This window comes from Mesorhizobium dulcispinae, assembly GCF_033977345.1.
GTDB lineage: Bacteria > Pseudomonadota > Alphaproteobacteria > Rhizobiales > Rhizobiaceae > Mesorhizobium > Mesorhizobium dulcispinae.
This window is the reverse complement of the sequence record NZ_JAVIIY010000011.1, coordinates 99,098-124,486: the sequence shown is the minus strand read 5'-3', so window position 1 is coordinate 124,486 and position 25,389 is coordinate 99,098. Positions and strand designations below refer to the sequence as shown.

General features: G+C 65.1%; 28 protein-coding genes. 14 read left to right on the top strand and 14 right to left on the bottom strand.

The genetic code is table 11. The annotated features are described in order from the left end of the window. Window positions 1-78: 78 nt before the first annotated feature. The 4 genes from RFN30_RS22890 to RFN30_RS22875 are packed head-to-tail and all read left to right on the top strand — an operon-like array spanning window position 79 to window position 3,816. Window positions 79-780 (top strand): CerR family C-terminal domain-containing protein, encoded by a 702-nt coding sequence (locus RFN30_RS22890; RefSeq protein ID WP_320264356.1) that lies wholly within the window; start codon window positions 79-81, stop codon window positions 778-780. Continuing rightward, window positions 777-1,754 carry an HlyD family secretion protein gene (locus RFN30_RS22885; protein WP_320264355.1) on the top strand — a complete coding sequence of 326 codons (978 nt, stop codon included), beginning with the start codon at window positions 777-779 and terminating at the stop codon, window positions 1,752-1,754. Before RFN30_RS22890 ends, RFN30_RS22885 begins: the two co-directional genes overlap by 4 nt. Beyond that, on the top strand, window positions 1,751-2,671 hold the full coding sequence (locus RFN30_RS22880) for an ABC transporter ATP-binding protein (RefSeq protein WP_320264354.1): 921 nt from the start codon (window positions 1,751-1,753) through the stop codon (window positions 2,669-2,671). The genes RFN30_RS22885 and RFN30_RS22880 overlap by 4 nt, the downstream gene beginning before the upstream one ends. Before the next feature lie 8 nt (window positions 2,672-2,679). Next, on the top strand, window positions 2,680-3,816 hold the full coding sequence (locus tag RFN30_RS22875; protein WP_320264437.1) for an ABC transporter permease: 1,137 nt from the start codon (window positions 2,680-2,682) through the stop codon (window positions 3,814-3,816). Between the two features lie 249 nt (window positions 3,817-4,065). Here RFN30_RS22875 and RFN30_RS22870 read toward each other — a convergent pair whose 3' ends face one another. Together RFN30_RS22870 and RFN30_RS22865 are read right to left on the bottom strand one after the other, a co-directional pair. Next, the gene (locus tag RFN30_RS22870; RefSeq protein ID WP_320264353.1) at window positions 4,066-5,043 is read right to left on the bottom strand and encodes a threonine/serine dehydratase family protein; all 978 of its coding nucleotides are present in this window, start codon (window positions 5,041-5,043) and stop codon (window positions 4,066-4,068) included. A gap of 338 nt (window positions 5,044-5,381) precedes the next feature. Further along, entirely contained in the window at window positions 5,382-5,705 is a 324-nt protein-coding gene (locus RFN30_RS22865; RefSeq protein ID WP_320264352.1) for a hypothetical protein, read from the bottom strand. Between the two features lie 167 nt (window positions 5,706-5,872). Here RFN30_RS22865 and mbfA point away from each other — a divergent pair, with 167 nt between their 5' ends. After that, window positions 5,873-6,856 carry an iron exporter MbfA gene (gene mbfA, locus RFN30_RS22860; RefSeq protein WP_320264351.1) on the top strand — a complete coding sequence of 328 codons (984 nt, stop codon included), beginning with the start codon at window positions 5,873-5,875 and terminating at the stop codon, window positions 6,854-6,856. A gap of 161 nt (window positions 6,857-7,017) precedes the next feature. On the opposite strand, the gene RFN30_RS22855 is transcribed toward mbfA, so the two are convergent. Together RFN30_RS22855 and RFN30_RS22850 are read right to left on the bottom strand one after the other, a co-directional pair. Beyond that, window positions 7,018-7,362, bottom strand: coding sequence for an antibiotic biosynthesis monooxygenase family protein (locus RFN30_RS22855; RefSeq protein WP_292303390.1), 345 nt, complete (start codon window positions 7,360-7,362; stop codon window positions 7,018-7,020). Continuing rightward, on the bottom strand, window positions 7,359-7,727 hold the full coding sequence (locus RFN30_RS22850; protein WP_320264350.1) for an NIPSNAP family protein: 369 nt from the start codon (window positions 7,725-7,727) through the stop codon (window positions 7,359-7,361). The genes RFN30_RS22855 and RFN30_RS22850 overlap by 4 nt, the downstream gene beginning before the upstream one ends. A 171-nt stretch (window positions 7,728-7,898) precedes the next feature. Here RFN30_RS22850 and RFN30_RS22845 point away from each other — a divergent pair, with 171 nt between their 5' ends. Next, the gene (locus tag RFN30_RS22845; RefSeq protein ID WP_320264349.1) at window positions 7,899-8,573 is read left to right on the top strand and encodes an ArsR/SmtB family transcription factor; all 675 of its coding nucleotides are present in this window, start codon (window positions 7,899-7,901) and stop codon (window positions 8,571-8,573) included. Between the two features lie 228 nt (window positions 8,574-8,801). Here RFN30_RS22845 and ligD read toward each other — a convergent pair whose 3' ends face one another. The 3 genes from ligD to RFN30_RS22830 form a co-directional block, all read right to left on the bottom strand. Further along, window positions 8,802-11,318, bottom strand: coding sequence for a DNA ligase D (gene ligD, locus RFN30_RS22840; protein WP_320264348.1), 2,517 nt, complete (start codon window positions 11,316-11,318; stop codon window positions 8,802-8,804). Between the two features lie 12 nt (window positions 11,319-11,330). Next, window positions 11,331-12,212: a non-homologous end joining protein Ku gene (ku, locus tag RFN30_RS22835; RefSeq protein WP_320264347.1), complete on the bottom strand. Its 882-nt coding sequence runs from the start codon at window positions 12,210-12,212 to the stop codon at window positions 11,331-11,333. 91 nt (window positions 12,213-12,303) lie between these two features. After that, window positions 12,304-12,807: a YciE/YciF ferroxidase family protein gene (locus tag RFN30_RS22830; protein WP_320264346.1), complete on the bottom strand. Its 504-nt coding sequence runs from the start codon at window positions 12,805-12,807 to the stop codon at window positions 12,304-12,306. A 398-nt stretch (window positions 12,808-13,205) separates the two neighbouring features. Between RFN30_RS22830 and RFN30_RS22825 the strand changes: the two genes are divergently transcribed. Both RFN30_RS22825 and RFN30_RS22820 read left to right on the top strand, forming a co-directional pair. Further along, a complete protein-coding gene (locus RFN30_RS22825; RefSeq protein WP_127424987.1) occupies window positions 13,206-13,352 on the top strand; it encodes a hypothetical protein in 147 nt (48 codons plus the stop codon). Window positions 13,353-13,547: 195 nt separating this feature from the next. Beyond that, the gene (locus RFN30_RS22820) at window positions 13,548-14,000 is read left to right on the top strand and encodes a thiol-disulfide oxidoreductase DCC family protein (protein ID WP_320264345.1); all 453 of its coding nucleotides are present in this window, start codon (window positions 13,548-13,550) and stop codon (window positions 13,998-14,000) included. A gap of 83 nt (window positions 14,001-14,083) precedes the next feature. Here the strand turns inward: RFN30_RS22820 and RFN30_RS22815 are convergent, their stop codons facing one another. Beyond that, complete coding sequence (locus RFN30_RS22815; RefSeq protein ID WP_320264344.1) at window positions 14,084-14,740, bottom strand: class I SAM-dependent methyltransferase; 657 nt, start codon at window positions 14,738-14,740, stop codon at window positions 14,084-14,086. A gap of 201 nt (window positions 14,741-14,941) precedes the next feature. Between RFN30_RS22815 and RFN30_RS22810 the strand changes: the two genes are divergently transcribed. After that, window positions 14,942-15,304: a YciI family protein gene (locus RFN30_RS22810; protein WP_126091024.1), complete on the top strand. Its 363-nt coding sequence runs from the start codon at window positions 14,942-14,944 to the stop codon at window positions 15,302-15,304. 31 nt (window positions 15,305-15,335) lie between these two features. Then, window positions 15,336-16,565, top strand: coding sequence for an RNA polymerase sigma factor (locus RFN30_RS22805; protein WP_320264436.1), 1,230 nt, complete (start codon window positions 15,336-15,338; stop codon window positions 16,563-16,565). Between the two features lie 253 nt (window positions 16,566-16,818). Here the strand turns inward: RFN30_RS22805 and cysK are convergent, their stop codons facing one another. The 5 genes from cysK to hrcA all read right to left on the bottom strand — a co-directional run bounded on the left by cysK (window position 16,819) and on the right by hrcA (window position 21,609). Continuing rightward, window positions 16,819-17,799 carry a cysteine synthase A gene (cysK, locus tag RFN30_RS22800; RefSeq protein WP_320264343.1) on the bottom strand — a complete coding sequence of 327 codons (981 nt, stop codon included), beginning with the start codon at window positions 17,797-17,799 and terminating at the stop codon, window positions 16,819-16,821. Window positions 17,800-17,986: 187 nt separating this feature from the next. Then, window positions 17,987-18,604 (bottom strand): LysE family translocator, encoded by a 618-nt coding sequence (locus tag RFN30_RS22795; RefSeq protein WP_320264342.1) that lies wholly within the window; start codon window positions 18,602-18,604, stop codon window positions 17,987-17,989. Window positions 18,605-18,716: 112 nt separating this feature from the next. Beyond that, a complete protein-coding gene (locus tag RFN30_RS22790) occupies window positions 18,717-20,066 on the bottom strand; it encodes a PQQ-dependent sugar dehydrogenase (protein ID WP_320264341.1) in 1,350 nt (449 codons plus the stop codon). A 225-nt stretch (window positions 20,067-20,291) separates the two neighbouring features. Further along, window positions 20,292-20,489: a hypothetical protein gene (locus RFN30_RS22785; protein ID WP_320264340.1), complete on the bottom strand. Its 198-nt coding sequence runs from the start codon at window positions 20,487-20,489 to the stop codon at window positions 20,292-20,294. Window positions 20,490-20,526: 37 nt separating this feature from the next. Further along, window positions 20,527-21,609: a heat-inducible transcriptional repressor HrcA gene (hrcA, locus tag RFN30_RS22780; protein ID WP_320264339.1), complete on the bottom strand. Its 1,083-nt coding sequence runs from the start codon at window positions 21,607-21,609 to the stop codon at window positions 20,527-20,529. A gap of 166 nt (window positions 21,610-21,775) precedes the next feature. Here hrcA and rph point away from each other — a divergent pair, with 166 nt between their 5' ends. The 4 genes from rph to hemW all read left to right on the top strand — a co-directional run bounded on the left by rph (window position 21,776) and on the right by hemW (window position 24,959). After that, window positions 21,776-22,492, top strand: coding sequence for a ribonuclease PH (gene rph / locus RFN30_RS22775; RefSeq protein WP_320264338.1), 717 nt, complete (start codon window positions 21,776-21,778; stop codon window positions 22,490-22,492). A 189-nt stretch (window positions 22,493-22,681) separates the two neighbouring features. After that, complete coding sequence (locus RFN30_RS22770) at window positions 22,682-23,092, top strand: VOC family protein (RefSeq protein WP_320264337.1); 411 nt, start codon at window positions 22,682-22,684, stop codon at window positions 23,090-23,092. After that, complete coding sequence (rdgB, locus tag RFN30_RS22765; protein WP_320264336.1) at window positions 23,092-23,784, top strand: RdgB/HAM1 family non-canonical purine NTP pyrophosphatase; 693 nt, start codon at window positions 23,092-23,094, stop codon at window positions 23,782-23,784. Before RFN30_RS22770 ends, rdgB begins: the two co-directional genes overlap by 1 nt. Further along, window positions 23,781-24,959 (top strand): radical SAM family heme chaperone HemW, encoded by a 1,179-nt coding sequence (gene hemW / locus RFN30_RS22760; RefSeq protein ID WP_320264335.1) that lies wholly within the window; start codon window positions 23,781-23,783, stop codon window positions 24,957-24,959. The genes rdgB and hemW overlap by 4 nt, the downstream gene beginning before the upstream one ends. A 201-nt stretch (window positions 24,960-25,160) precedes the next feature. On the opposite strand, the gene RFN30_RS22755 is transcribed toward hemW, so the two are convergent. Further along, window positions 25,161-25,349, bottom strand: coding sequence for a hypothetical protein (locus RFN30_RS22755; protein WP_320264334.1), 189 nt, complete (start codon window positions 25,347-25,349; stop codon window positions 25,161-25,163). Between the last annotated feature and the right edge of the window lie 40 nt (window positions 25,350-25,389).

The following is a 25,389-nucleotide window of genomic DNA, read 5'->3' as shown; positions in this document are numbered from 1 at the left end:
AAGCCGGTGCAGGCGGAGATGGCAAGCCGAGTCGGGAATCAATTTGACTTTAATCAATCGATTGATTAAATGATTGTGATGAGCAAGCAAACGAACGCCAAAAGGCCGCCACGCGAAGCCTCTCCCGCCGATCAAACGCGCGCGGCGCTTGTGCACGCCGCGCTCAAGCTGTTCGGCCGGCAAGGTTTCGACGGCACCTCGACGCGCGAGATCGCGGCCGAGGCCAAGGCCAATATCGGCTCCATCGCCTATCATTTCGGCGGCAAGGAAGGCCTGCGCGCCGCCGCCGCCGACTTCATCGTCGAGACCATCCAGGGGATCGCCGGTCAGGCGTTCGCCGCGCCCCAGGCAGCCCCATCGAACCCGGAAGCCGCGCGAGCGCAGCTTTTTGCCGCGCTGGAGCGGATGGTGGGTTTTGTCGTTGCGAGCCCTCAGGCCGGCGAGATCGTACAATTCGTACTTCGCGAGCTGTCGCATCCGACGGCGGCGCTCGACCGCATCTATGCCGGCGTGTTCGAACCGACGCATCGCCGGCTTTGCCAGATCTGGGAACAGGCGACCGGCGAGCCCGCCGAGAGCGAAGCCACCAGGCTCACCGTGTTCACCATTATCGGGCAAGTCATCTATTTCCGCATCGGCCGCGAGGCGGTGATGCGCCGGATGGGCTGGCGCGAGATCGGCAACAAAGAAGCCGGCAAGGTCGTTGCAGTCGCAACTGACAACCTCAGGGCAATGCTGGCGGCACGCGATGCAGCCGCCGGCAGGAAGGGCAAATCATGAGTTTTCTCTGCTCCCTGCCGCTCGCGGCCCAGCTGTTCGGCGCCTGCGCGCCGACCGCACCGCTGGCCGTCGGCTATGTCGAAGGCGAATATGTGCTGATGGCGCCGATCGAGGTGGCGCAGGTCGCGACGGTCAATGTCAAACGCGGAGACCGTGTGACGCCGGGCATGCCGGTGGCGACGCTGGAAGATGCCGACGCCAAGATCGCCGTGGCGCAGGCGCAGGCGGCGCTGGCGCAGGCCAAAGCGCAGCTTGCCGACCTTCAAGTGGGCAAGCGGCCGGAAGAGATCGCCGTGCTCAAGGCGCAGGTCGACATGGCGAAGGCCCAGGCCGCCGACGCCAAGCGCAAATATGACCGCGCCAGCGACCTCTACAAACGAGGCACCGGCACCCAGGCCGACTACGACACGGCATCGGCTTCGCTGGAGACGGCCGATGCGCAGGTCGGCCAGGCCGAGGCCAATCTCGCCGTCGGCGGCCTGCCGGGGCGGGCCGAGACGATCAAGGCGGCCGAGAACCAGGTCAAGCAGGCGCAATCGGAATTGGGGCAGGCCGAGTGGCGGCTGTCGAAGCGGGTGCTCGCGGCACCCTCGCCCGGGCGGGTCAACGATGTCATCCGCAATCCGGGCGACACCGCCGGACCGACCGCGCCGGTGATCTCGATGCTGCCGGACGGCGCGGTGAAGCTCAGCGTCTATGTGCCGGAGACCGCCTTCTCGTCGGTGAAGGTCGGCACGCTGCTCAGCGTCCGTTGCGACGGCTGCGGGCCGGATCAGAAGGCGCGTGTCAGCTATGTATCGCCCGATCCGGAATTCACCCCGCCGGTGATCTACTCGCTCGAGAACCGGCAGAAGCTGGTCTTTCTCGTCGAGGCGCGGCCGGAGGGCGATGCCGGGCCGCTGCAGCCCGGCCAGATCGTCGATGTCGACTTGGTGGACCTCGGGGCGAACCTCGGGGCGGATCTCGGAAAATGAACGTCATCGACGTACACGGGCTGGTCAAGCGCTTCGGTAACAAGACCGTCGTCGACCATGTGACGATGGCGGTCGCCGAGGGCGAGATCGTCGGCTTCCTCGGGCCGAACGGCTCGGGCAAGACGACGACCATCCGCATCATGTGCGGGCTTTTGACGCCGGACGAGGGCCAGGGCACGGTGCTGGGGTTCGACATCCGCGCCGACTCGCTCAGGATCAAACGCGAAGTCGGCTACATGACCCAGAAATTCTCGTTCTACGAGGATCTGACGATCGGTGAGAACCTCGAATTCGTGGCACGGCTCTACCAGCTGAGACCGGTCGAGCACTATGTGTCGCAGACGCTGCAGGAGCTCGGCCTGACCACACGCCGCAACCAGCTGGCCGGAACGCTTTCCGGCGGCTGGAAGCAACGGCTGGCTTTGGCCGCCTGCATCATGCACCAGCCGAAGCTGCTTCTGCTCGACGAGCCGACGGCGGGCGTCGACCCAAAGGCGCGGCGCGAGTTCTGGGACGAGATCCACAGGCTGGCGAGCGGCGGGCTGACGGTGCTGGTCTCCACCCATTACATGGACGAGGCCGAGCGCTGCCACCGCATCAGCTACATCTCCTACGGCAAGTTGCTGGCCACCGGCACGGTGGACGAGGTGGTGAGGAATGCCGGCCTGACCACCTTCGTCGTGCAGGGACCGCGACTCGACCAGGTGGCCAAGGCGCTGGAGGGCCGACCCGGTGTCGACCAGGTAGCGCCATTCGGCGCCACGCTGCATGTCGTCGGCTCCGACAAGCCGGCGCTGGAAAAGGCGCTTGCCGATGTCGAGAAGAAGCACAAGGGCGTGACGGTGACGCCCGGCGAGACCAGCCTGGAAGACGTGTTCATCCAGTTCATGGCCGGCTCGAAGGACAATATGGCATGAAAGATGGCTTGAAAGCGGTCTTCTCCTTCGCGAGACTCGGCGCGCTGCTCATCAAGGAGTTCATCCAGATGCGGCGCGACCGCATCACCTTCGCCATGATGCTGGGCGTGCCGCTTCTCCAGCTGGTGCTGTTCGGCTACGCCATCAACAACGACCCGAAGAGCCTGCCGGCCGCGCTGGTCGCGACCAGCAGCGATCCCTACACGCGGGCGATGGTCTCGGCGCTGCAGACCACGGGCTACTACCGTTTCGACCATGTGGCGCAGAGCGCGGCGCAAGCCGAGTTCCTGATGGCGCGCGGCGACGTCGCCTTCGTCGTCACCATCCCGGCCGATTTCGCGCGGCGGGTGGAGCGCGGCGACAACCCGCAGATCCTGATCGAGGCCGACGCCACCGACCCGGCGGTGGCCAGCGGCGCCATCTCGACATTAAGCACCGTCGCCGGCCAGGCGCTGCTAAGAGCCCAAGGCATGCAGGAAGCGGCCAAGGAGGCGGCGCGCGGCCAGCTCGATGTCGTCGTGCATCGGCGCTACAACCCGGAGGGCATCTCGCAATACAACATCGTACCCGGCCTGCTCGGCGTCATCCTGCAGATGACGATGGTGATGATGACCTCGATCGCGCTGACGCGCGAGACCGAGCGCGGCACGATGGAAAACCTTTTGGCCATGCCGTCCAGCCCGCTCGAGATCATGCTGGGCAAGGTGCTGCCCTATCTGGTGGTCGGCGCGGTGCAGGTGGTGGTGGTGCTGGCGGCGGCGAAGCTTCTGTTTTCCATTCCCTTCATGGGATCGCTCACGCTGCTCCTGTCCGCCGTGCTGGTGTTCGTGCTGGCGCTGGTGCTGCTCGGCTACACGATCTCGACGATCGCGCGCACGCAGATGCAGGCGCTGCAGCTCACCTTCTTCTTCTTCCTGCCCTCGATCATGCTGTCGGGCTTCATGTTCCCTTATCGCGGCATGCCGGGCTGGGCGCAGACGCTTGGCGAGATCTTTCCCCTGACGCATTTCCTGCGCATCACCCGCGCGGTCATGCTGAAGAGCGCGGAGCTGCCGGCGGTGGCGACCGAGATCGGCTGGCTGGTGCTGTTCGTGGCGTTGTTTGCCGGCGTGGCGCTGGTGCGGTTCAGGCGGACGCTGGATTGATCAATGTGTCGCTGAACGGTCTGACGCTGGAGGGACAGCACCCCCCTCTGCCCTGCCGGGCATCTCCCCCGCAAGGGGGGAGATTGGTAGCTCCGGCGCCCCCGCTCCTCCTGCAACACCGGCGATTGGCGAAAGCAGCGGCGACAGCTGATCTCCCCCCTTGCGGGGGAGATGTCCGGCAGGACAGAGGGGGGTGGGACGGAGCGCGGCGACTATGGCTTACGGGCCACCGCACTCTTCCCCAAAAATCTAAGCGGCCGCCATGATCTCCGCATAAGTGCCGAAATCGACGTTGCCGCCGGAGAGCACAACCGCAACGCATTTGCCGGCGAGGTCGATCTCGCCGGATGACAGCGCCGCAAGCGCGACACAGCCGCCGGGCTCGACCACCAGCTTCAGATGGGCCATGGCATCGCGCATCGCCTGCGCGGCCGCCTTGTCGGAGACGGCGATGGCGCCGGCGAGATTCTTGCGGTTGATCTCGAAGGTGATCAAGCCGGGCTCGGCGGTGAGGAGCGCGTCGCAGATCGAGCTGTGGCCGGGCTCGTTCGAAACCCGCTCGCCCTTGGCGAGCGAGCGGCGGGTGTCGTCGAAATGCTCCGGCTCAACCGCCCAGACGGCGGTGCGCGGCGAGGCATCTTTGACCGCGACGGAAATGCCGCTCGACAGGCCGCCGCCGCCGCAAGGAACGATGACGGCATCGAGGCTGACGCCCAGCGCCTTCGCCTGCCGCATCAGCTCCAGCCCGATCGTGCCCTGGCCGGCAATGATGGCCGGATCGTCGAACGGCGGCACCAGCACCATGCCTTTCTCGATATAGGGGCGAACGACGGTCATGCGGTCGTCCTTGAAGCGGTCGAACGGCACCACCTTGGCGCCCATCTTGCGGACATTGCCCACTTTCAGCGCCGGCGCGTCGACGGGCATGGCAATGACCGCCCGGACGCCGAACATCGCGGCCGAAGCGGCGACACCTTGCGCGTGGTTGCCGGAGGAAAAGGCGACGACGCCGCGGCTGCGCTCCTCTTCGGTGAGCGACGACAATTTGTTGTAGGCGCCGCGGATCTTGAAGGAGCCGGTGCGCTGCAGCGTCTCCGGCTTGAACAGGATGCGGCCGCCATGGCGCTTGTTGAGCTCCGGCGATTCGATCAGCGGCGTCTCGACGATCAGTCCGGAAAGCCGCGCGGCGGCGGCGTGAATGTCGGAGATGCCGGGGAGAGCGGTCATAGCGAGGCCCTTGCGAAGAACGGGACCGCCTATGGTGCATGGAAATTGTCCCGGCGCGCCAACGAAAAAATGTGATGGAGACAATGTTGGTAGGTGATGACGGACGGCGAAGCGCCGATCTCCCCCCTTGCGGGGGAGATGGCCGGCAGGCCAGAGGGGGGTGCTGTCCCGCCGACATCTCAGCCGATCAATGCTGACTATGCCGGCAAGTTACGGGCTGCTCTACGGTTGCCGGAAAGGTCAGCGTTCCTTCGCACCCCCCTCTGTCCTGCCGGACATCTCCCCCGCAAGGGGGGAGATTGGCAGCTTCGGCGCCGACGCCCTTTTCAAACCGCCCCTCACCCCAGCAGCGCCGTTGTCCGCTTCTTGCCGCCGAGCTTGCGCCAGCTGTTGAAGCGATGCGTGGCGGCGGCAAACGAGATCTTCATCTGCTGGGCGACCGTGTAGCGCGACTTGCCCTCGTCGAACATGCGGTAGCAGCACTCGACGCCTTCCTCGGTCAGCTTGCCGTCCGGCGTCTTGTTGTGCGGATTGGCGGGGTCGAATTTTTCGGCCTGCTGCTCGACCATGCCCTTGAGGCGCTGCAGGTCGGCCTCGATGCTGGCGATGAGATCGAGAACGGGTTTCACGTCGAACGCATGCGGGGGCTTCTTTTCCGTCATTCCTGCTTCCTTCGATTTCGGCTGATGCAGCCTATATAGGTGAACATTCGGCAATAATGAAGGGCGAGATTGAATCAACGAATTCTACCCGTTCCGCCACGTCCACGATTGACCCCCCGCATCCAAGTCCCTAGTTTAGAATGGTTCTAAACTAGGGTGATTTCCTCATGCTTTCCCGTGTTTTCGGCTTCGGCCGCCGCTCCTTCGATTCGCTGTCGGAGCAGGAGATCCTGGCGCTGGCGATTTCTTCCGAAGAGGACGACGGGCGCATCTACCGCGCCTATGCCGACGGGCTGGCGGAAGATTTTCCGCAATCGGCCAAGGTGTTCGAGGCGATGGCTGAGGAAGAGGACGGCCATCGCGATTCCCTCATCGAGCTCCACCGCAAGCGCTTCGGAGAGCGCATCCCGCTGATCCGGCGCGAGCATGTCAGAGGCTACTACGAGCGCAAGCCCGACTGGCTGGTGCGGCCGCTCGGCATCGAGCATGTGCGCCGCCAGGCCGAGGACATGGAGCGGCAGGCCTACCGCTTCTATGTCGAGGCGGCCAAGCGCACCACCGATGCCTCGACCCGAAAGCTGCTCGACGAGCTGGCCGCGGCCGAGCTCGGCCACGAGAATTCCGCGCATGAGCTGGAGCAAGAGCACGTCCCGGGCGAAGTGAAGGAGGAGGAAGCGACGGCCGAACAGCGCCAGTTCATCCTCACCTATGTCCAGCCGGGGCTGGCCGGGCTGATGGACGGCTCGGTGTCGACGCTGGCGCCGATCTTCGCCGCCGCCTTCGCCACGCACGCGACCTTCCAGACTTTCCTGGTCGGCCTCGCCGCCTCGATCGGCGCCGGCATCTCGATGGGCTTCACCGAGGTGGCCTCCGACGACGGCAAGCTTTCGGGGCGCGGCTCGCCGGTGAAGCGCGGCCTCACGGTCGGCGTCATGACGACGCTGGGCGGGCTCGGCCACGCGCTGCCCTACCTCATTCCCTATTTCTGGACGGCGACCATCGTCGCAGCGATCGTGGTGTTCTTCGAGCTCTGGGCGATCGCCTTTATCCAGAACCGCTACATGCAGACGCCGTTCTGGCGCGCCGCCTTCCAGGTGGTGCTGGGCGGCGCGCTGGTGTTCGGGGCAGGCGTGCTGATCGGGAATGCGTAGCTCCTTCTTCCCCTTCTCCCCTTGCGGGAGAAGGTGGATCGGCGCGCAGCGCCGAGACGGATGAGGGGTGTTCCAGCGGAGTGAGACGTGGGCGTTCCCTGGAGCACCCCTCATCCGTCGCCTTCGGCGACACCTTCTCCCACAAGGGGACAAGGGGCGCCTCACCCATTCACCGCGCGACTGTCCTGCGGCGCCTCGGCTCTTTCATTCAGCCCGTAGTCGCGCACCACATGGGCGATGCGCAGACGATAGCCGGCAAAGATTCCGCCGCGCCCCGCCTTCTGCGCCTGCCGGTGCTCCTCGGTGTTGCGCCAGGCCTTCACCGCTTCCTCGTCGCGCCAGAAGGATAGCGAGAGCACGCGCTTCGGATCGGTCAGGCTCTGGAAGCGCTCGACCGAGATGAAGCCGTCGATGCTCTCGAGCAGCGGCTTAAGCTCCGCTGCGATGCCGAGATAGGCATCGCGCTTTCCTTCCGCCGGCTCGACCTCGAAGATGACGGCGATCATGCCTCTATCCTTTCCTTGACCGTTACGTTGGTGTCGAAAACCGTCCTCGGCCCATGCGGCCCCGACACCAGCGTGAGGAAGATGCGATCCTCCTTGAGGATGAATTTTTCGCGCCGCGCGAAGTCGTAGTTTGCCTTGCCGGCGGGGTCGGCGGCAAGGCGGGCGCGATAGGCTTCGTAGGCCGCGAGGTTCTCGATGTTATAGGCGGCGTAGGCGACAGTGGCAGAACCCTCATGCGGCGCGAAATAGCCGATCAGTTCGGCGCCGCAGCGCGGGATGGCCTGGCCCCAGGCGCGCGCATATTGCTCGAAGGCCGCCTTGCCGAACGGGTCGATCTCGTAACGGATGAAGCACGTGATGGTCATTTCGGTCTCTCCTCGTCGGTTGGCTTTGTGGCGGCGACAGTTCGATGGCGGTCGAAACATCGCTTCCGTCGGCGTGATAGGCATTCTCGTGTCAGGAGCATTCGCCGCGCTCCTTGAGCTGGCCCGAGAATAGTGCTTCGCTTACGGGAATGCTTCGATAAGGATCGAACTATGCGTGAAGGACCCGATATCGCCCGCATCGCCAGCCTGGTAGGCGACCCGGCCCGCGCCAATATGCTGAACGCGCTGATGGGCGGAACGGCGCTGACCGCATCGGAACTGGCGCTGGAAGCCGGCGTGTCGCTGCCTACCGCCTCCTCGCACCTGTCGAAACTGATGGATGGCGGGTTGCTGACCTTGGCGAGCCAGGGCCGGCACCGCTACTACGGCCTCGCCAGCCCGCAGGTCGCGGGTATGATCGAGGCGATAATCGGCGTCGCGGAGGCGGTCGGCCCGAAGCGGGTGCGGCCCGGTCCGCGCGATGCGGCCATGCGCGTGGCCCGCGTCTGCTACGATCATCTTGCCGGCGAGCAGGCAGTGGCGATGCTCGACCGCCTCGTAGACAGGAAGGTGCTGCTGCGCGAGGAGAACGAGATCAGGCTCTCGCCGTCAGCCATTTCGCATTTCGCCGCACTCGGCATCGCGATCGACGACAAGGCCAGGCGGCCCGTGTGCCGCGCCTGCCTCGACTGGAGCGTGCGACGCTCGCATCTGGCCGGTGCGCTGGGTGCCGCCATCCTCGACAAGGTCATCGCCGAGAAATGGGCGCGGCGTGAGAAGGACAGCCGCGCCGTGGTGTTCTCGCCGAAGGGCAAGGCGGAGTTCGAGAGGGTGTTTCTGGCCTGAGATCGCTGACGGTAATTTCGCGATGTCGGCGGGACAGCACCCCCCTCTGCCCTGCCGGGCATCTCCCCCGCAAGGGGGGAGATTGAGCGCTCGGCCGCCTTCGCTGATCTTCGACGCTGGAAGAATGGCAAAGCGCCGGGCCAGGTGATCTCCCCCCTTGCGGGGGAGATGGCCGGCAGGCCAGAGGGGGGGGAAGGAACGCGGCGCTGCCGACTTCGCTCACAAAACTCACCCCCGTTTGAGCGGCTTCCCCAGCTTGAAGAAATCCTTCCACGGGTCCGCCTTCTTCAGCCCGCTCAGCGTCGTCTCGTCGCCGAGCGGGAAAGCGTTGGGCGCCAGACCTTTCTCGATTTCCGGCCATGTCACCGGCATGGACACCGTCGCGCCCTTCTTGGCGCGCGAGGAATAGGGCGCCACCGTGGTCGAGCCCCTGCCGTTGCGCAGATAGTCGACGAAGATTTTTCCCGTGCGCGCCTTCTTCGACAGGGTGGCCGTGTAGCGATCCGGGTTGGCCTGCTCCAGCGCGCGGGCGAAATCATGGGCGAAGTCCTTGACCTCGTCCCAATCCGCCGAAGGCTTCAACGGCACCAGCACGTGGTAGCCCTTGCCGCCGGAGGTCTTGACGAGGTTCGGCAGCGACAGCTCGTCGAGCTGCTTGTGGATGTCGAGCGCCGCCTCGCGCACGCGGCTGACGTCGACGCCTTCGTCGGGGTCGAGGTCGAAGATGATCTGGTCAGGCTTTTCCAGCGCATCGATGGTCGAGCCCCAGATGTGGACCTCGACCACGCCGTACTGGACCAGGGCCGCAAGCCCGTCGAAATCCTTGATGAACAGGATCTCCTCGCCGTCGGTCGGATCCTTCATCCTGGCGATCTTGTCGCTCATGCCCGGCGAGGCATGCTTCTGGAAGAAGCGCTGGCCGTGAATGCCGTCGGGCGCCCGCACCAGGCTGAGCGGCCGGTTGACGACGAATTGCTCCATGCGCGGCCAGACCAGCGCATAGTGGTCGAGCAGGTCCCGCTTGGAGACCTTCTCGTCGGGCCACAGCAGCTTGTCCGGATGCGAGAGCTTTATCGAGGTCATCGCCGTTCCGGCCGACGCCTTCGGCGCCGCCTTGTCGCCGCCCGATTTTGCTTCGGCCTTGCCGTCGGTCTTCTTCGGCTTTTCCTGCACGACTTCCTCCGCCGGCTTATCCTCGCGCAATCCCTGGAACGAGGCGTGGCGGATTATATGGTCGGATGTCCAGCTGCGGAACTCCACTTCGCCGACAAGCTCGGGCTTGACCCAGGTGAGCCCCTTGCCCTTCGGCACGGCGGCCGAAAAAGGCGAGTCCTTCGCCTCGAGGGCGTCGAGCTTCCTCTTGAGATCGGCCATCACCTTGCCGGAGAACCCGGTGCCGACGCGACCGGCGTAATTGAGCTTGCCGCCCTCGAAATAGCCGACGAGCAGCGAGCGCAGGCCCCGCCCGGTCTTGTCCGAGGGCAGGTAGCCGCCGATCACGAATTCCTGGCGCAGCGTGCATTTCGACTTGATCCAGCTGAGGCCGCGCCCGCTGCGGTAAGGCGCGTCGGCGCGCTTCGAGACCACGCCTTCGAGACCCATGCGGCAGACATGCTGCAGCATGACCTTGCCGGGTTCGTGGAAGTGGTCGCTGAAGCGCAGCGCCGAGTTGTCCGGCTGCTCGCCGAGCAGTTCGGCGAGCGCCTGCTTGCGCTCGACCAGCGGCTCACGGCGCAAATCCTTGCCATCGAGCCGCATCAAGTCGAAGACGTAGTAGACGAAGCGGCCGGCGCGACGGGCGGAGAGCTCCGCCTGCAGCAGCGGAAAAGACGACACGCCGCTGTCGGCCAGCACGACGACCTCGCCGTCGATGATGGCGTCGCGGCATTTCAGCTTGGCGAGCGCAGCTGTGACCGGGCCTTCGAATTTCTTCGTCCAGTCGAGGCCGGCGCGCGTCAGGAGCCTGACCTCGCTGCCGGCGATCTGCGCCTGCATGCGGTAGCCGTCGAATTTCACCTCGTGCAGCCATTCGTCACCGGAAGGCGCATCCTTTTCCAGGGTTGCAAGCTGCGGCTCGATGAATTCGAGGCGTTTGGCATGGCCAGCCTTGGCCTTGCGGGCGGCCGGTTTGTTGGAGTGCCAGACTTTTGGCTTCTCGCCCTTGGCCGCCTTGCCTTCGCCGACCTCTTCTATCGTGAGGCCCGACCTCACCGATTGCGGCGCGTCCTCGAGGATGTCCTCGCCGGGGCGGGCGGCGGCATCGTCGGACTTGATCAGCAGCCAGTTGTCGCGCTTTTCGCCGGGCCTGGGCTTCAGTCTGACCAGATGCCAGCGGCCATGCAATTTATGGCCTGCGAGTTCGAAATTGATACGGCCTTTCTTCATGCCATCGGCGGGATCGCCTTCCGGAATCCATTTGCCGTCGTCCCAGACGATGACCGAGCCGCCGCCATACTCGCCCTTCGGAATGGTGCCCTCGAAGGACGCATAGTCGATCGGGTGGTCCTCGACATGCACGGCCAGCCGCTTCTCATGCGGATCGAGGCTCGGGCCGCGCGTCACCGCCCAGCTCCACAGCACGCCGTCATGCTCGAGCCGGAAATCGTAGTGGAGGCGGGTGGCGGCGTGCTTCTGGATGACGTAGATGCCGCCGGCCTCGCCTTTCTTGTGCCGGGTTACCTTGCCGGCAGGCTCGGCGGTTTTGCGGAAGTCGCGCTTGGCATGATATTGCTCGAGACCGGCCATGACATCCTGCTCCTATGCGGATTTGCGGCTTCCATGCCGGCTGCGACCGGTAGCGGAGGCCTTGGCCTTCGTCCGCGCCGATCCTTTCGATGAAGATTTGCCGGCTTTCCCGCCGCCTTCCGCGTTCAGGCTCTTCTTCAGCGCGTCGAACAGGTTGACGACATTGGACGGCTTCGCCGGCGCCTTGGCCTTGGGCGCCTTCTTGCCGGCCTTCTTGGCGCGGATCAGCTCGAGCAGCGCGTCCTCGTAGCGGTCGTCGAACTTCGAGGGGTCGAACTTCGCCTTCTTGCTGTCGATGATGTGCTGGGCAAGATCGATCATCTCGTCATCGGTCTTGGTTGCCTTGATGTCGTCGAAGACCGTGTCGGGCTGGCGCACCGTGTCGTCGTAGCGCAGCGTCGTCAGCACCATGCCCTTGCCGAGCGGCTCGATCGCCACAGGACGTTCGCGCTGGTAGAGCACGATGCGCGCGAGGCCGGCCATCTTCTTTGCCGCCATCGCGTCGCGGATGACGGCGAAAGCCTCTTCCGACACCTCGTCCGCCGGCGAGACATAGTAGGGCGTGTCGAGATAGATCTGCTCGATCGAGGATTTCTCGACGAAGCCGTCGAGGCTCATCGTGTGCGAGGATTCGATCTGCACCGCCTCGATCTCATCTTCCTCGACATGGACGAAGTCGCCGTCGCTCACCTCGTAGCCCTTGATCTCGTCGCCTTCCTCCAGCGGCTTGCCGGTCTCGGCGTCGACATAAATGCGTTTGACCGTGTTGCCGGTCTTGCGGTTGAGGATGCGGAACGAGACCTTCTCGGCATGGGTCACGACATTGGTCAATTCGATGGCGCAGGTGACCAGCGACAGTTTCAGATAGCCCTTCCAGGCGGGGCGCGGTGCCATGGCAAACTCCTGCGCGGTGCGATCTCAATCGCAACGGATGGGGGCTCGCTTGGGTTCCGGCAAGCCGGCGCCTGCCGTCGCGGCATGGCCCTCAGGCCGCCAGCAGGTTGATCCTGTTTTCCGCTATCTCGGTGAGCTTGCGGTCGGTCGCCTGGTCTTCCTTGAGGTTCTTGGCCAGCACGTTGGCGCAGTCGCTGCGGCCGAGCTGCTTGGCCCAGGCGATCAGCGTGCCGTAGCGCGTCATCTCGTAATGCTCGACCGCCTGCGCGGACGCGATCAGCGCGGCGTCGAGAACCTCCTTGTCGTCGATATCGCCGCTCACCTCATCGGCCCCCTCGAGGATGCCGTCGATGGCCGGGCAGTTGACCGTCTTGGCCCTGACGCCATGCAGCTCGAACACCTGCTCGAGCCGATCGACATGGCCCCTGGTCTGCTCGAGGTGTTTTGTGAAGCTGGCCTTCAACTGCGGATCGGTCGCCTCGCCGATCATCTTCGGCAGCGTCCGCTCGATCTTTTTCTCGGCATAATAGATGTCGCGCAGCATGTGGATGAAGAGGTCGTCCAGCGTCTTGATGTCTTTCGAAAAGAAACCCATGGCTCTTGCCTTCCATTGCTTGTGCGGAGTGGGGAATTCAACGGCGGCGCGGCCGCCTTCGTCGGAGCCAATCCGCGCGGCCTGAAGGATCAACGTGTCCCTTCAGGGCGGGTTCCTGGTCTTTTCCGGGTGGGCAAGGAAATTTCGCAGACCGTCTCGAACGTGAAACAGAAGCGCGCCCAAGCGACATTCAGACGAAACATATGTGATGCAAAAGTCACACGAGCCGGAAACGCGACAAAAGGCACCGAAAGACCGCGAATCAGCCGCAATCCAGCCACGAAGCAACGAGGTTTCGACCAGAAATTAACATCGCGTTCACCGACTATTCACGCCTCGACGCTATGCTCTCGGACAATTCGGAAGGGACATCCGAAAACGGGACAGGGACAGGTAAAATGAACTTCTGGAACCACATCGCCGGCTATGCCGCCGCCATCCGCGAATTCGTCGCGCCGACCTATCGGCCCGAGCGCTACTACATGCGCGGCCCGGGTCCGGCCTGCGCGCGGCGCGGCAACTCGCTCGGCATCGGCACGAACTGATCGTCATGCCCGACAGCCGCCACAACAGCCGGATTTGCAAGCCGGCCGCCGACAACCGCGCCACGACCTATCGTGACGAGCGCCCCGCCGTCGCCGACGGCAGGCGTGCGACAACGCCGCGACTTTGACGCCGCCGCCGGCTGGCTTAGTGTCCCCCCTAGTTAGTGCCTAGGGGCACAAGCAGCCGGGGCCGACATGACCGACCTGCCCGAACAGAAACGTCCTCTTCTCCCAAGCCAAGCTTACGACGCCGACCAGCCGCTGATCGTCTTCGACGGCGTCTGCGTATTCTGCTCGGGTTTCATCCAGCTGATCGTCCGGCTCGATCGCAAAAAGCGCTTCCGCTTCGCCACAGCGCAATCACCATTCGGCGAGGCGCTGTTTCGCGAGCACGGCCTGCCGACCGGCAATTACGAAACCAACCTTGCCATCATAGATGGCGCCGCCTTCACCAAGCTCGACAGTTTCGTTGCCGTCATGGCCGAGTTGGGCTGGCCGTGGCGCGCCGCAAGGCTGCTCCTCGTCCTGCCGCGGTCGCTGCGAGACTGGCTCTACGACCGCGTCGCCAGGAACCGTTATGCGCTGTTCGGCAGGAAGGACAGTTGCGAAATCCCGTCCGCCGAACTGCGCCAGCGGCTGATCGGCTAGGCGGTCATGTGGGGTGGGGTGAGGCTTCTGCGCCGGCTCGCCATCATGAGAGCCGGCCGGAGTGCAACCACCGCACCGGCCGGCTAAGCGCGAGTAACCCGCAGCCAATATTGGGAGTCAAAAGCCTCGCCAGGAACCTCCTCCACGCGGAGCCCGCGTTTCCGGCATTGCTCCTCGATCCAGGAAAGCGAATGCCGGATCACACCAGGCGTGTCGGATTCGTGGCTGGTTCCGACCCAATGGTCGCCCCGATAGTCTTCATCCGGGTTGGAAGCCGGAAGGTAAGAGGGGAGGAAAACGCCGGTCGGGGTCGAATCTCGAACGAAGGAATCGAGCGTCGCTTCAATCTGCCATTTGCTCGCATGGGTCCAGATCGACCCCGCCAGGAAGTAATCGAACCTAGTGCGGAACATAGAGGAATCGAAACGTGGATTGAAATCGAAACGCGGCTGCTTCTGCGCCAGCAATTGCGGCGTGAACAGGTATTCGAGCCCATACTCGACCCGGGCGCGGGCCGGTTCGATGCCATGGTAACAATTGGGATCCAGGAAGCGGACCAGCCAGTAGGCGGTGCGCAGGCAACCGCAGCCGATATCAAGAACCCTCGACTCCGGGCAAAGGCCTTGACCCAGCAGCGCCACAAATTGCCTGCGACCGGCATCCTCGAACGTCTCGACGGGGACGCCCAGGAACCCGTGCTGGGACATCATTTCCACGGCGCGCGCCTGAACCTGTGACATCGTTCATTCCTTGACGGTAGGAAACTGAAGCGCGAACACTAGTGGGTTCTCGGTATGGCCACCACACCTTGCTGCCCGCGACCCTACAGTGTCTTGTCGGTGTCGGGCGAAAGATTTTCGCGGCGTCTGTCGAAATCGGCTGTGGCCGCACGACATAGGTCGGCCCGCGACGACGCGGCCTTCGAGAAAACGGAGAAGACGATGCGATACATGCTTTTGATCTACAATGACGAAGCCGCAATGGCGAATGCGCCGCGCGACAAGACCGAGCAGACCCTCGCGGCTTATGGCGCCTATACCGAAGCCTTGAAGAAATCCGGCGCGTACCTCGCCGGCGAAAGGCTGCGCCCGACCCAGGCGGCCACCTCGATACGGCTCGCCAACGGCAAGACCAATGTGCTCGACGGCCCCTATGCCGACACCAAGGAACAGCTTGCCGGCTTTTACATGATCGAGGCGACCGACATCGACACGGCCATGGAATGGGGCGCGCGTTGCCCGGCAGCCAGCACCGGCACGGTGGAGGTGCGGCCGATCTGGGAAATGACCGACTACCTGTCCTAGACGCGATCCCGTGACGGACAATCGCCCGGAGATGGCGCGGGCGGCGGCCGAGGCGGCCGCCCGGCAGAGCTACGGCAAGCTGGTCGCTTATCTCGCGGCCCGCATGCGCGACGTCGCCGGCGCCGAGGATGCGTTGGCAGACGCGTTCGCCGCAGCACTTGAGCGCTGGCCGAAGAGCGGCGTGCCCGAAAAACCGGAAGCCTGGCTGCTCGCGGTGGCGCGCCGGCGCGACGTCGACGCCGTGCGGCGGCGGCTGACCGGCGAGGCGGCGCGCGGCCACCTGCAGCTGATTGCCGAGGAGGCGGAGGCGCGCATGACGAATGACGAGTTGCCTGACGAGCGGCTGAGGCTGATGTTCGCCTGCGCCCATCCGGCGATCGAACCCGGCGTGCGCGCGCCACTGATCCTGCAGACCGTGCTGGGCTTCGACGCGGCGACGATAGCCTCGGCCTTCCTGGTCTCGCCGGCGACGATGGGCCAGCGGCTCGTGCGCGCCAAGAACCGCATCCGCGAGGCCGGCATCCCTTTCCGCGTGCCGGAGCGGGCCGAGCTCGGCGAGCGGCTCGGCGCCGTGCTGGAAGCGATCTACGCCACCTTTGCCGAGGGCTGGTCGGACCCAGCCGGCACCGAGACCAGGCGGCGCAACCTGGCCACGGAAGGTATCTGGCTCGGCCGGCTGGTCGCGTCGCTGATCCCGGACGAACCGGAAACGCTCGGGCTTCTGGCGCTGATGCTTTTCGCCGAGGCCCGGCGCGCGGCGCGGCGCAGCCCTGACGGTGACTTCGTGCCGCTGGCAGAGCAGGACATCGCGCTCTGGGACGACACGCTGATCGACGAGGCGGAAGCGCTGCTCAGGCGCGCCGCGGCCAAGGGAATCATCGGCCGCTACCAATTGGAGGCTGCGGTGCAGTCGGCGCATACGGCGCGTCGGCGGAGCGGCCGCACCGACTGGGCCGCGATCCGCCAGCTTTACGACGCGCTGATGGCGATCGCCGGCTCGCCGGTGGTGGCGATCAACCGCGCCGTGGCGATCGCCGGAGCTGAGGGGGCGGTTGAGGGCCTTGCCGCGCTCGACGGGGTCGGCGCCGACAAGCGGCTTGCCGAGTACCAGCCCTATTGGGCGGCTCGGGCCGAGCTGTTGGTCAGGCTCGACAGGACCGCCGAGGCCGCCGAAGCGTACGACCGGGCCATCGGCCTCGAGCGCGATCCGGCCTTGCGCCGTTTCCTGCAGGCCGAACGGGGGAAGCTCGTGCGGAACTGAGGTGAGCAACCGGCGGAGTTTTTCAGGCGTTTCGCGTCCGGCAACGCCGGCGGGACAGCGCCCCCCTCTGTCCTGCCGGACATCTCCCCCACAAGGGGGGAGATTAGCGGTTTCGGCGTCCAGCCGATTCTGCAACGTTGACGATTGGCGAAAGCCGATGTGGCGGCCGATCTCCCCCCTTGTGGGGGAGATGCCCGGTAGGGCAGAGGGGGGCGCGAAGGATCGCTACGATCCCATATTTTCCATCGGCGACCTACGCCCCCAGCCCGTCGAAGAGTATCGTCGAGAGATAGCGCTCGGCGAAGGACGGGATGACGACGACGAGGTTCTTGCCTTTGTTCTCCGGCCGCGAGCCGACAACGATCGCCGCCTGGAGCGCCGCGCCCGACGAGATGCCGACCGGCACGCCTTCAAGACGGGCGACGAGTCGCGCATTGGCGACCGAATCCTCGTTCGAGACCCTGACGATCTCGTCATAGATCGAGGTGTCGAGGATTTTTGGCGCGAAGCCGGCGCCGATGCCCTGGATCTTGTGCGGGCCGGGCTGGCCGCCTGAGAGCACCGGCGAGGCCTCCGGCTCGACCGCCACGACATGCAGCGAGGGCTTGCGCTTCTTCAGCACCTGGCCGACGCCGGTGATGGTGCCGCCGGTGCCGATGCCGGCGACGAAGATGTCGACCTCGCCATTGGTGTCGTTCCAGATCTCCTCGGCCGTGGTGCGGCGGTGGATCTCCGGATTGGCCGGGTTCTCGAACTGTTGCGGGATGATGGCGTTGGGCAGAGTGGCGGCAAGCTCGTCGGCCTTGGCGATGGCGCCCTTCATGCCCTTCGGCCCTTCGGTGAGCACCAGCTCGGCGCCGAGCAGCGCCAGCATCTTGCGCCGCTCGACCGACATGGTCTCCGGCATGGTGAGTATCAGCTTGTAGCCCTTGGCGGCGGCGGCGAAGGCCAGCGCAATGCCGGTGTTGCCGGAGGTCGGCTCGATCAGGGTGGTCTTGCCGGGCGAAATCTTGCCCGCCTCTTCCAGCGCCTCGATCATGGCGACGCCGATGCGGTCCTTGACCGAGGCGATCGGGTTGAAGAATTCGAGCTTGGCCAGAACGTTGGCGACGATGCCCTTTTCCTTCGCGAACTTATCCAGCCGCACCAGCGGCGTGTCTCCAATCGTCTCGGTGATCGAGTTGAAGATGCGGCCGCGGCCGGGGACGCGCGCGGAGGTGACGGGCTTGTTCATTGGTTTCGCTCCCAAGGCAATGCATAGGCAGACAGAATAGTGCTTTCAGCCGCGCAAGATAGGCTGCCAGCCGAAAATATCCGAGTGGGGCGGTTGCTGAAAACCACCCCATGCCGGAAATGCATTTTCCGGATCGACCCGTTTTCGGATGGCTTGGCTGAAATCCGGGGCCGGTTGAGATCGGAGCCTATTGGCGTGCGGCGATCGCGGCGGCCGCCCCCATCATGAAGCCGGCGGCGGTGCGGTTCAGAACTTTCAGCGCGCGCGGCGATTTCAGGAACCAGCGCGCCTTGGCGGCCAGCGCCAGATAGGGCACCAGCACGACGAAGAGCACAATGACGGTGAGCGCCACCAGGATGCCGTAGTCGGCCGGCGTGATCGTCTTCAGATCGACGATGGTCGGCGTGATGGCGAGATAGAAGATCATCGTCTTCGGATTGCCGAGCGTCACCGTCAACCCGGCGATGAAGCTGGACACCAGACCACCCTTGCCTTTGCGGGCCTCGACGGTTTCGGGTGAGATGCCGCTGGTCCAGAAGCGCCAGGCAAGGAAAGCGAGATAGGCGACGCCCGCCCATTTGATCGCAAGGAACACCATGCCGAAGGTCTGCGCGACGAAGGCGAGACCGAGCACCACGGCGGTGAGATAGGTGATGTCGCCGAGCATGAGGCCGAACGACATCGCCAGCGACGAACGGAAGCCGGACCCGAGCGCGCGGGCGACAAGCGCCGTCACGCCGGGCCCCGGAATGGCGGCGGCGACGCCAAGGGCGGCGCTGTAGCCGAGAAATCCTGTGAGTGTCATGGTTCGAGACCTAGCGCGATCCCGCAACCGGGATCCAGAGCGGCGCCTCTTACCATCAAGTCGGGACGGCGTTAATTCCCTTGCGGAAGGATTCCGTTGCACCAGCGCCGCTTCAGGACCGGCCGTCGCCGTAAGTCACACGCCAGATGGTGCCGTTGCCGTCTTCGGTCACGATCAGCGCGCCGTCCTTCGCCACCGCCACGCCCACCGGCCGGCCCCAGACCGCGTCGTCGGCAATGACGAAGCCGGTGGCGAAATCCTCATACTCGCCGGTCGGCTTGCCGTCCTTGAATCTCAGCCGCACCACCTTGTAGCCGGTGCGGACATTGCGGTTCCATGAGCCGTGCAAGGTGACGAAGGCATCGCCCTTGTAGGCGGCCGGGAAGTTGCCGCCCTCATAGAAAGCGATATTGAGCGGCGCCGAATGCGCCTGGATCAGCACGTCCGGCACCGTGACCTTGCCGGCGAGGTCGGGCCGCGCGCCCTTGTGGCCCGGATCCTCGTTGTCGCCGATATAGTACCAGGGCCAGCCGTAGAAGGCGCCGTCCTTGACAGTGGTGGCATATTCGAAAGGCACGTTGTCGCCGAGCTCGTCGCGCTCGTTGACGACGCACCAGAGCCCGCCGGTCGCCGGCTGCACGGTCATGCCAGAACAGTTGCGCAGGCCGGTGGCGACCATCCTGCGGTTCTTGCCATCGGGATCGAAAGCGAGCACGTCGGCGCGGCCTTCCTCCGCGCCCCAGGTGGCGCCGAGCGGCTCCGACCTCGCCCATTCCTCGACACCGCCCTTCGGCCTGGCGCCCATATCCTCGGCGGTATTGGAGCCCGAGCCGACCGACAGATAGAGCGTCCTGCCGTCGGGCGAAAACGCGATGTCCCGCGTCCAGTGGTGGCTCGACGGGATATCCGAGACGATCGTTTCGGGCCTGCCGGAAGCCTCGAGGTCGCCGTCGCGATAGGCAAAGCGAACGATGCTGTTGCTGTTGGCGACATAGACCCATTGCGGCTTGTCGCCCGGCGGATAGAAGGCGATGCCGTAGGGCCGGGTGAGGCCTTTGGCGAAGACCGATTTCTCGGCGGGCTTCGCACTGCCCTCGGCGAGGCGATAGACGCGGATCTGATTGGCCCTGCTGTCGGCGACGAAGAGATCGCCGTTCGGCGCCACGCGCACGACGCGCGGGCTGTCGATGCCTGACGCGACCAGCTCGGCCGAAAAGCCCGGCGGGAGGATCGGCTTCGCATCCTCGGGACGATCGGCGACACCGCCGCCATTCGACGCGGATTCAGCGACATTCGGCTTCGGGAGATCGTCCGGCTTGATCAGACGTCGCAGGCCGGGCCGGTCGGCCTTCCAGTCGCCAAAGGCCTTTTCGCCGGTGAGCAAAGGCTGGCCGGCCTGCTGCGCGAAAGCGCCGGAGGCCAGGAGAAGGGCAAGGGCCGCGAGGCCGGTGATCCGTATCATGCTGTTCTCCATCAACGGCCGACGCGCCTAAAGCGCGTCGCGCAGAAACGGATTCAGGCGACGCGCTTTAGGTCTTTGTTTTTATGCATGTCGTTTTCACAAAACCGCTGCACACTTTTGCGCGACATGCATTAGTCACGATCGGTGCAACCAGACAGCAGATATCGGGCAGGCGTCCCAAAAGAGAAGCGCAGGCACGCAGATTTGACGGAAACTGCCGGCAGATCAGCTCTCTTCGACGTCGAGATCGTCGTCGAGCTGCTTTTCCAGCGCGACCAGATCGGCCGGCAGCGGCAGGCCCATGGCGCGCATTTCCCTGAGCTTCTCGCGCAGCTGCTCCTGCACTTCGTGCTCGTCCTTGGGCTGGTTCACCATCTCCTCGAACAGCAGGCTGATCTGGGCCTTGAACGATTCCAGCGCCATTTCCACCCTCCTTGCGGCGATCCCCGCCCGCTCCCGCTCAGCTCAGCATGCGCGAAATCAATTGGGCCGTATAGTCGACCATTGGCACGATACGGGCATAGTTCAACCGCGTCGGGCCGATGACGCCGAGCGCGCCGATGACGCGCGCGTCCTTGTCGCGATAGGGCGCGACCACGAGCGAGGAGCCCGACAGCGAGAACAGCTTGTTCTCCGAGCCGATGAAGATGCGCACGCCGGAACCTTGCTCGGCGAGGTCGAGAAGCTGCAGCAGCCCGTCCTGCGTTTCCAGGTCCTCGAACAGATGGCGCAGCAATTCGAGATCGGCCTGGGCGGTGACGTTTTCCAGAAGGTTGGCGCGGCCGCGCACGATGAGGCGCGCCGGCAGGCCGCTTTCAGCCCCGGCCCAGACCGCGAGGCCCTTCTCGACAAGGTCCTGCGAGAGCGTGTCGAGGGCCGCCCTGGTCTCGTCCTTGATGCGGGCGATCTCGATGCGGGCCTCGGCGAGCGTTCGGCCGCGGATATGGGCGTTGAGGAAGTTCGAGGCCTCGTGCAGCTGCGAAACGGTGATGCCGGCCGGCAGGTCGACCACCCGGTTCTCGACATCGCCGCCCTGCGACACGAGCACGGCAAGCGCCTTGGTGGGTTCGAGCTGGATGAACTCGATGTGCTTCAGCGCCACCTCGTTCTTGGCGGCGAGCACCAGGCCGGCGCCGCGCGACATTCCCGACAGCATCTGACTGGCCTCGGTCAGCATATGTTCCAGCGTCGCGCCGGAGCCCGAGGCGCGCACCTGCGCCTCGATGACGCGGCGCTCCTCGTCAGAGAGATCGCCGAGCTCCATGAAGGCATCGACGAAGAAACGCAGCCCGATCTGGGTCGGCAGGCGGCCGGCCGAGATGTGCGGGGCATAGATGAGGCCGAGATGCTCGAGGTCGCTCATCACGTTGCGGATGGTGGCCGGCGACAGCGACGAGGGCAGGATGCGCGACAGGCTGCGCGAGCCGACCGGCTCGCCGTCGCGCAGATAGGAATCGACGATCCGCCGGAAAATGTCGCGCGAACGCATGTCGAGCGATTGAAGTACGGGCGGCTGCGATGCGGGATCGACTGCCTTGTTCATTCCAGCCAGAAACCTCCAATTCAAGGATATAGACTTCGGCCGTCCTGGCGCAACCCGGCTCGTTTTCCCTTGCGCTTCCTTTTTGTGACCCGTTTTCCTTTGCGCCATGCGCCGCAGGCGGCTACAAGCCGGCCACGATTCCAAAAACCATAGGAAAGAAGGCCGAATGCGCCCCTCCAAACGCCAGCCCGACGAAATGCGCGCCATCTCCTTCGAGCGCGGCGTCTCCAAGCATGCCGAAGGCTCGTGCCTGGTGAAGTTCGGCGACACGCATGTGTTGTGCACCGCGAGCCTGGAGGAAAAAGTGCCGGCCTGGATGCGCAATTCGGGCAAGGGCTGGGTGACGGCCGAATATGGCATGCTGCCGCGTTCGACCGGCGAGCGCATGCGGCGCGAGGCCTCCGCCGGCAAGCAGGGCGGCCGCACGCTGGAGATCCAGCGGCTGATCGGCCGCTCCTTGCGCGCCGTGGTCGACCTGCAGGCGCTGGGCGAACAGCAGATCACCGTCGACTGCGACGTCATCCAGGCCGATGGCGGCACCCGCACCGCCTCGATCACCGGCGGCTGGGTGGCGCTCTACGACTGCCTGCGCTGGATGGAAGCGCGCCAGATGGCCAGCGTCTCCAAGGTGCTGAAGGACCATGTCGCCGCGATCTCCTGCGGCATCCATGACGGCCAGCCGGTCATCGATCTCGACTATCTGGAGGATTCCTCGGCCGGCACCGACGCCAATTTCGTCATGACCGGCAAGGGCGGCATCGTCGAGATCCAGGGCACTGCCGAGGGCGAGCCCTTTTCCGAGGAGCAGTTTTCGGCGCTGATGGTGCTGGCCAAGAAGGGGATCCAGCGCCTGGTGAGCTTGCAGCAGATGGCGGTGGCGTAGGTTATTGATGAGGCTGGCGATCCTTCGCACCCCCCTCTGCCCTGCCGGGCATCTCCCCCGCAAGGGGGGAGATCGGCTGTATCGGTCGTCTTCGCCAATTTCCGACGTTGCAGAGTGGGCGGCAACGGCAAAGCTGCCAATCTCCCCCCTTGCGGGGGAGATGGCCGGCAGGCCAGAGGGAGGTGCCTCGTGACTCCTTCGGCAATTCTGGAATCAGCGCTCTACGTCACCGACTTGCAGGCTGCCGAACAATTCTACTCCGACATCCTCGGCCTGGACCCGCTGGGCAAGGTCGAAGGCCGCCACGTCTTCTTCCGCTGCGGCAACGGCGTGCTGCTTCTCTTCAATGCCGAGGCCACCAAAATCCCGCCGGCGCCCGATGCCAGGCTGAAAGTGCCGCCGCACGGCACGGTCGGCGAGGGCCATCTCTGCTTCACGGCGAGCGCCGACGAAATCGCCGAATGGCGCAGGCACCTCGCGGCCAAGAACGTCGCCATCGAAAGCGATTTCGAATGGCCGCAGGGCGGCCATTCGATCTATATCCGCGACCCGTCGGGCAATTCGATCGAGTTCGCCGAGCCAAGGATCTGGGGCCTCTGATGCATTCCTTGAACGGACAAAAAATCGTCGTTGCCAGCCACAACGCCGGCAAGCTGCGCGAATTCGCCGACCTGATGGCGCCGTTCGGCTTCGAGGCGAAATCGGCCAAGGACTACGGCCTGCCGGAACCCGACGAGACCGGCACGACCTTCGAGGAGAACGCCTATATCAAGGCATACGCCGCCGCCAAGGCGACCGGCCTGCCGGCGCTGTCGGACGATTCAGGCCTCTGCGTCGACGCGCTTGACGGCGCGCCCGGCGTCTACACCGCCAACTGGGCCGAGACGCCGGACGGCGCACGCGATTTCGGCATGGCCATGCAGCGCACCGAGGTGGCGCTTCAGGAGGTCGGCGCGACCGAGCCGGCGCAACGCACCGGGCGCTTCGTCGCCGTCATCTGCCTCGCTTTTCCCGACGGCGAGGCCGAATATTATCGAGGCGAGGCCGAAGGCACGCTGGTGTGGCCGCCGCGCGGCACACTCGGCTTCGGCTACGATCCGGTATTCCTGCCCAACGGTTTCGACAAGACGTTCGGCGAGATGAGTGCCGAGCAAAAGCACGGTTGGAAGCCAGGCCAGGCGACGGCGCTGTCGCACCGCGCCCGCGCCTTCCAGAAGTTCGCGCAAGCGCGCCTGGATTTGGCCCGATTGGATTTGGCGCGGCTGGATCCGGCACGGCTCGGGTCAAAATGATCGGGACCGGCCAAACCATGCCGCTCGACCGCAGCCCCGGCTTCGGCGTCTATATCCATTGGCCGTTCTGCGCGGCCAAATGCCCTTACTGCGACTTCAACAGCCATGTCCGCCACCAGCCGGTCGACCAGGAGCGTTTTGCGCGCGCCTTCGAGACGGAGCTGGCGACCATGCGCGCGCGCACCGGCCCGCGCGAGGTGACCAGCATCTTCCTCGGCGGCGGCACGCCGTCGCTGATGAAGCCGGAAACCGTCGCGGCGGTGCTGGAGGCGGTGGCGAAGAACTGGGCGGTGCCCGCCGGCATCGAGGTGACGCTGGAGGCCAACCCCTCCTCGGTCGAGGCCGAGCGTTTTCGTGGCTATCGCGCCGCCGGCGTCAACCGCGTCTCGCTCGGCGTGCAGGCGCTGAACGACAGGGACCTGCGCTTTCTCGGCCGGCTGCACAATGTCGAGGAGGCGCTGCATGCCATCGGCCTCGCGCGCGAGATTTTTCCGCGGCTCTCCTTCGATCTCATCTACGCGCGGCCCGGCCAGACGCCTGAGGCTTGGGCTTCGGAGCTCGAAGAAGCGATCGGTCACGCCGCCGACCATCTCTCGCTCTACCAGCTCACCATCGAGGAGGGCACGCCCTTCCATGCGCTGCATGCGGCGCGGAAGTTTATCCTTCCCGACAACGACCACGCCGCCGACCTTTACGCGCTGACACAGGAAGTGACCACGGCGCATGGCCTGCCGGCCTATGAGATTTCCAACCACGCGCGGCCAGGCGCCGAAAGCCGGCACAATCTGACCTATTGGCGCTACGGCGAATATGTCGGCGTCGGGCCGGGCGCGCATGGCCGCTTCGTCGAGAACGGCCGCCGCACGGTGACCGTCGCGGAAAAAATGCCGGAGACCTGGGCCAACCTGGTCGAGGCCAAGGGCCACGGCGTCACAGGCGGCGAAGTGCTGACGCGCTCGGAAGAGGCCGACGAGTTTTTGCTAATGGGGCTGCGGCTTGCCGAAGGCATCGACCTCGCGCGCTACGAAACGCTCGCTGGCCGTGGCCTCTCGACCGCAAGGCTTTCGGTGCTGCAGGAAGAAGGGCTCGTGGCGCCGGTCGGCAACGCCCGGCTCCGCGCCACCACCGCCGGCATGATCGTGCTCGACGCGGTGGTCGCGGATTTGGCCAGGTAGGACAGCACCTTCGTCATCCTCGGGCTTGACCCGAGGATCCATGCCGTGACCTCAGCCGTAGGGTGCAGCAGAGCAGAATTCTGCGCTGCTGGTGGTACATCAATGTAACGGCATGGATCCTAGGGTCTGCGCCGCGTCGCTTCGCTCCTTGCTCCGCCCTAGGATGACGAAGCGAGAGCGGTCAGCGCTCGTATGCGACGCTCAAGCGTCGTGCTTCTGGCGGTGCTTGCCGCGGTTCTTTTCCGCATGCGCCTCCCCGTTACGGACCGGCTTGTTGTCGGCCTTGTCGCGGCGGACGCCTTGCTGGGCGGCGATCGGATGTGGGGGAATGCCCTCGCGGGCGATTTTGCTTTCAAGTCGGCTGATAAAGATGTCGAAGCGATTGGGCATCGTCCGGTCCTGCCTCCTCCGGGGAATCAGGGATTAAATC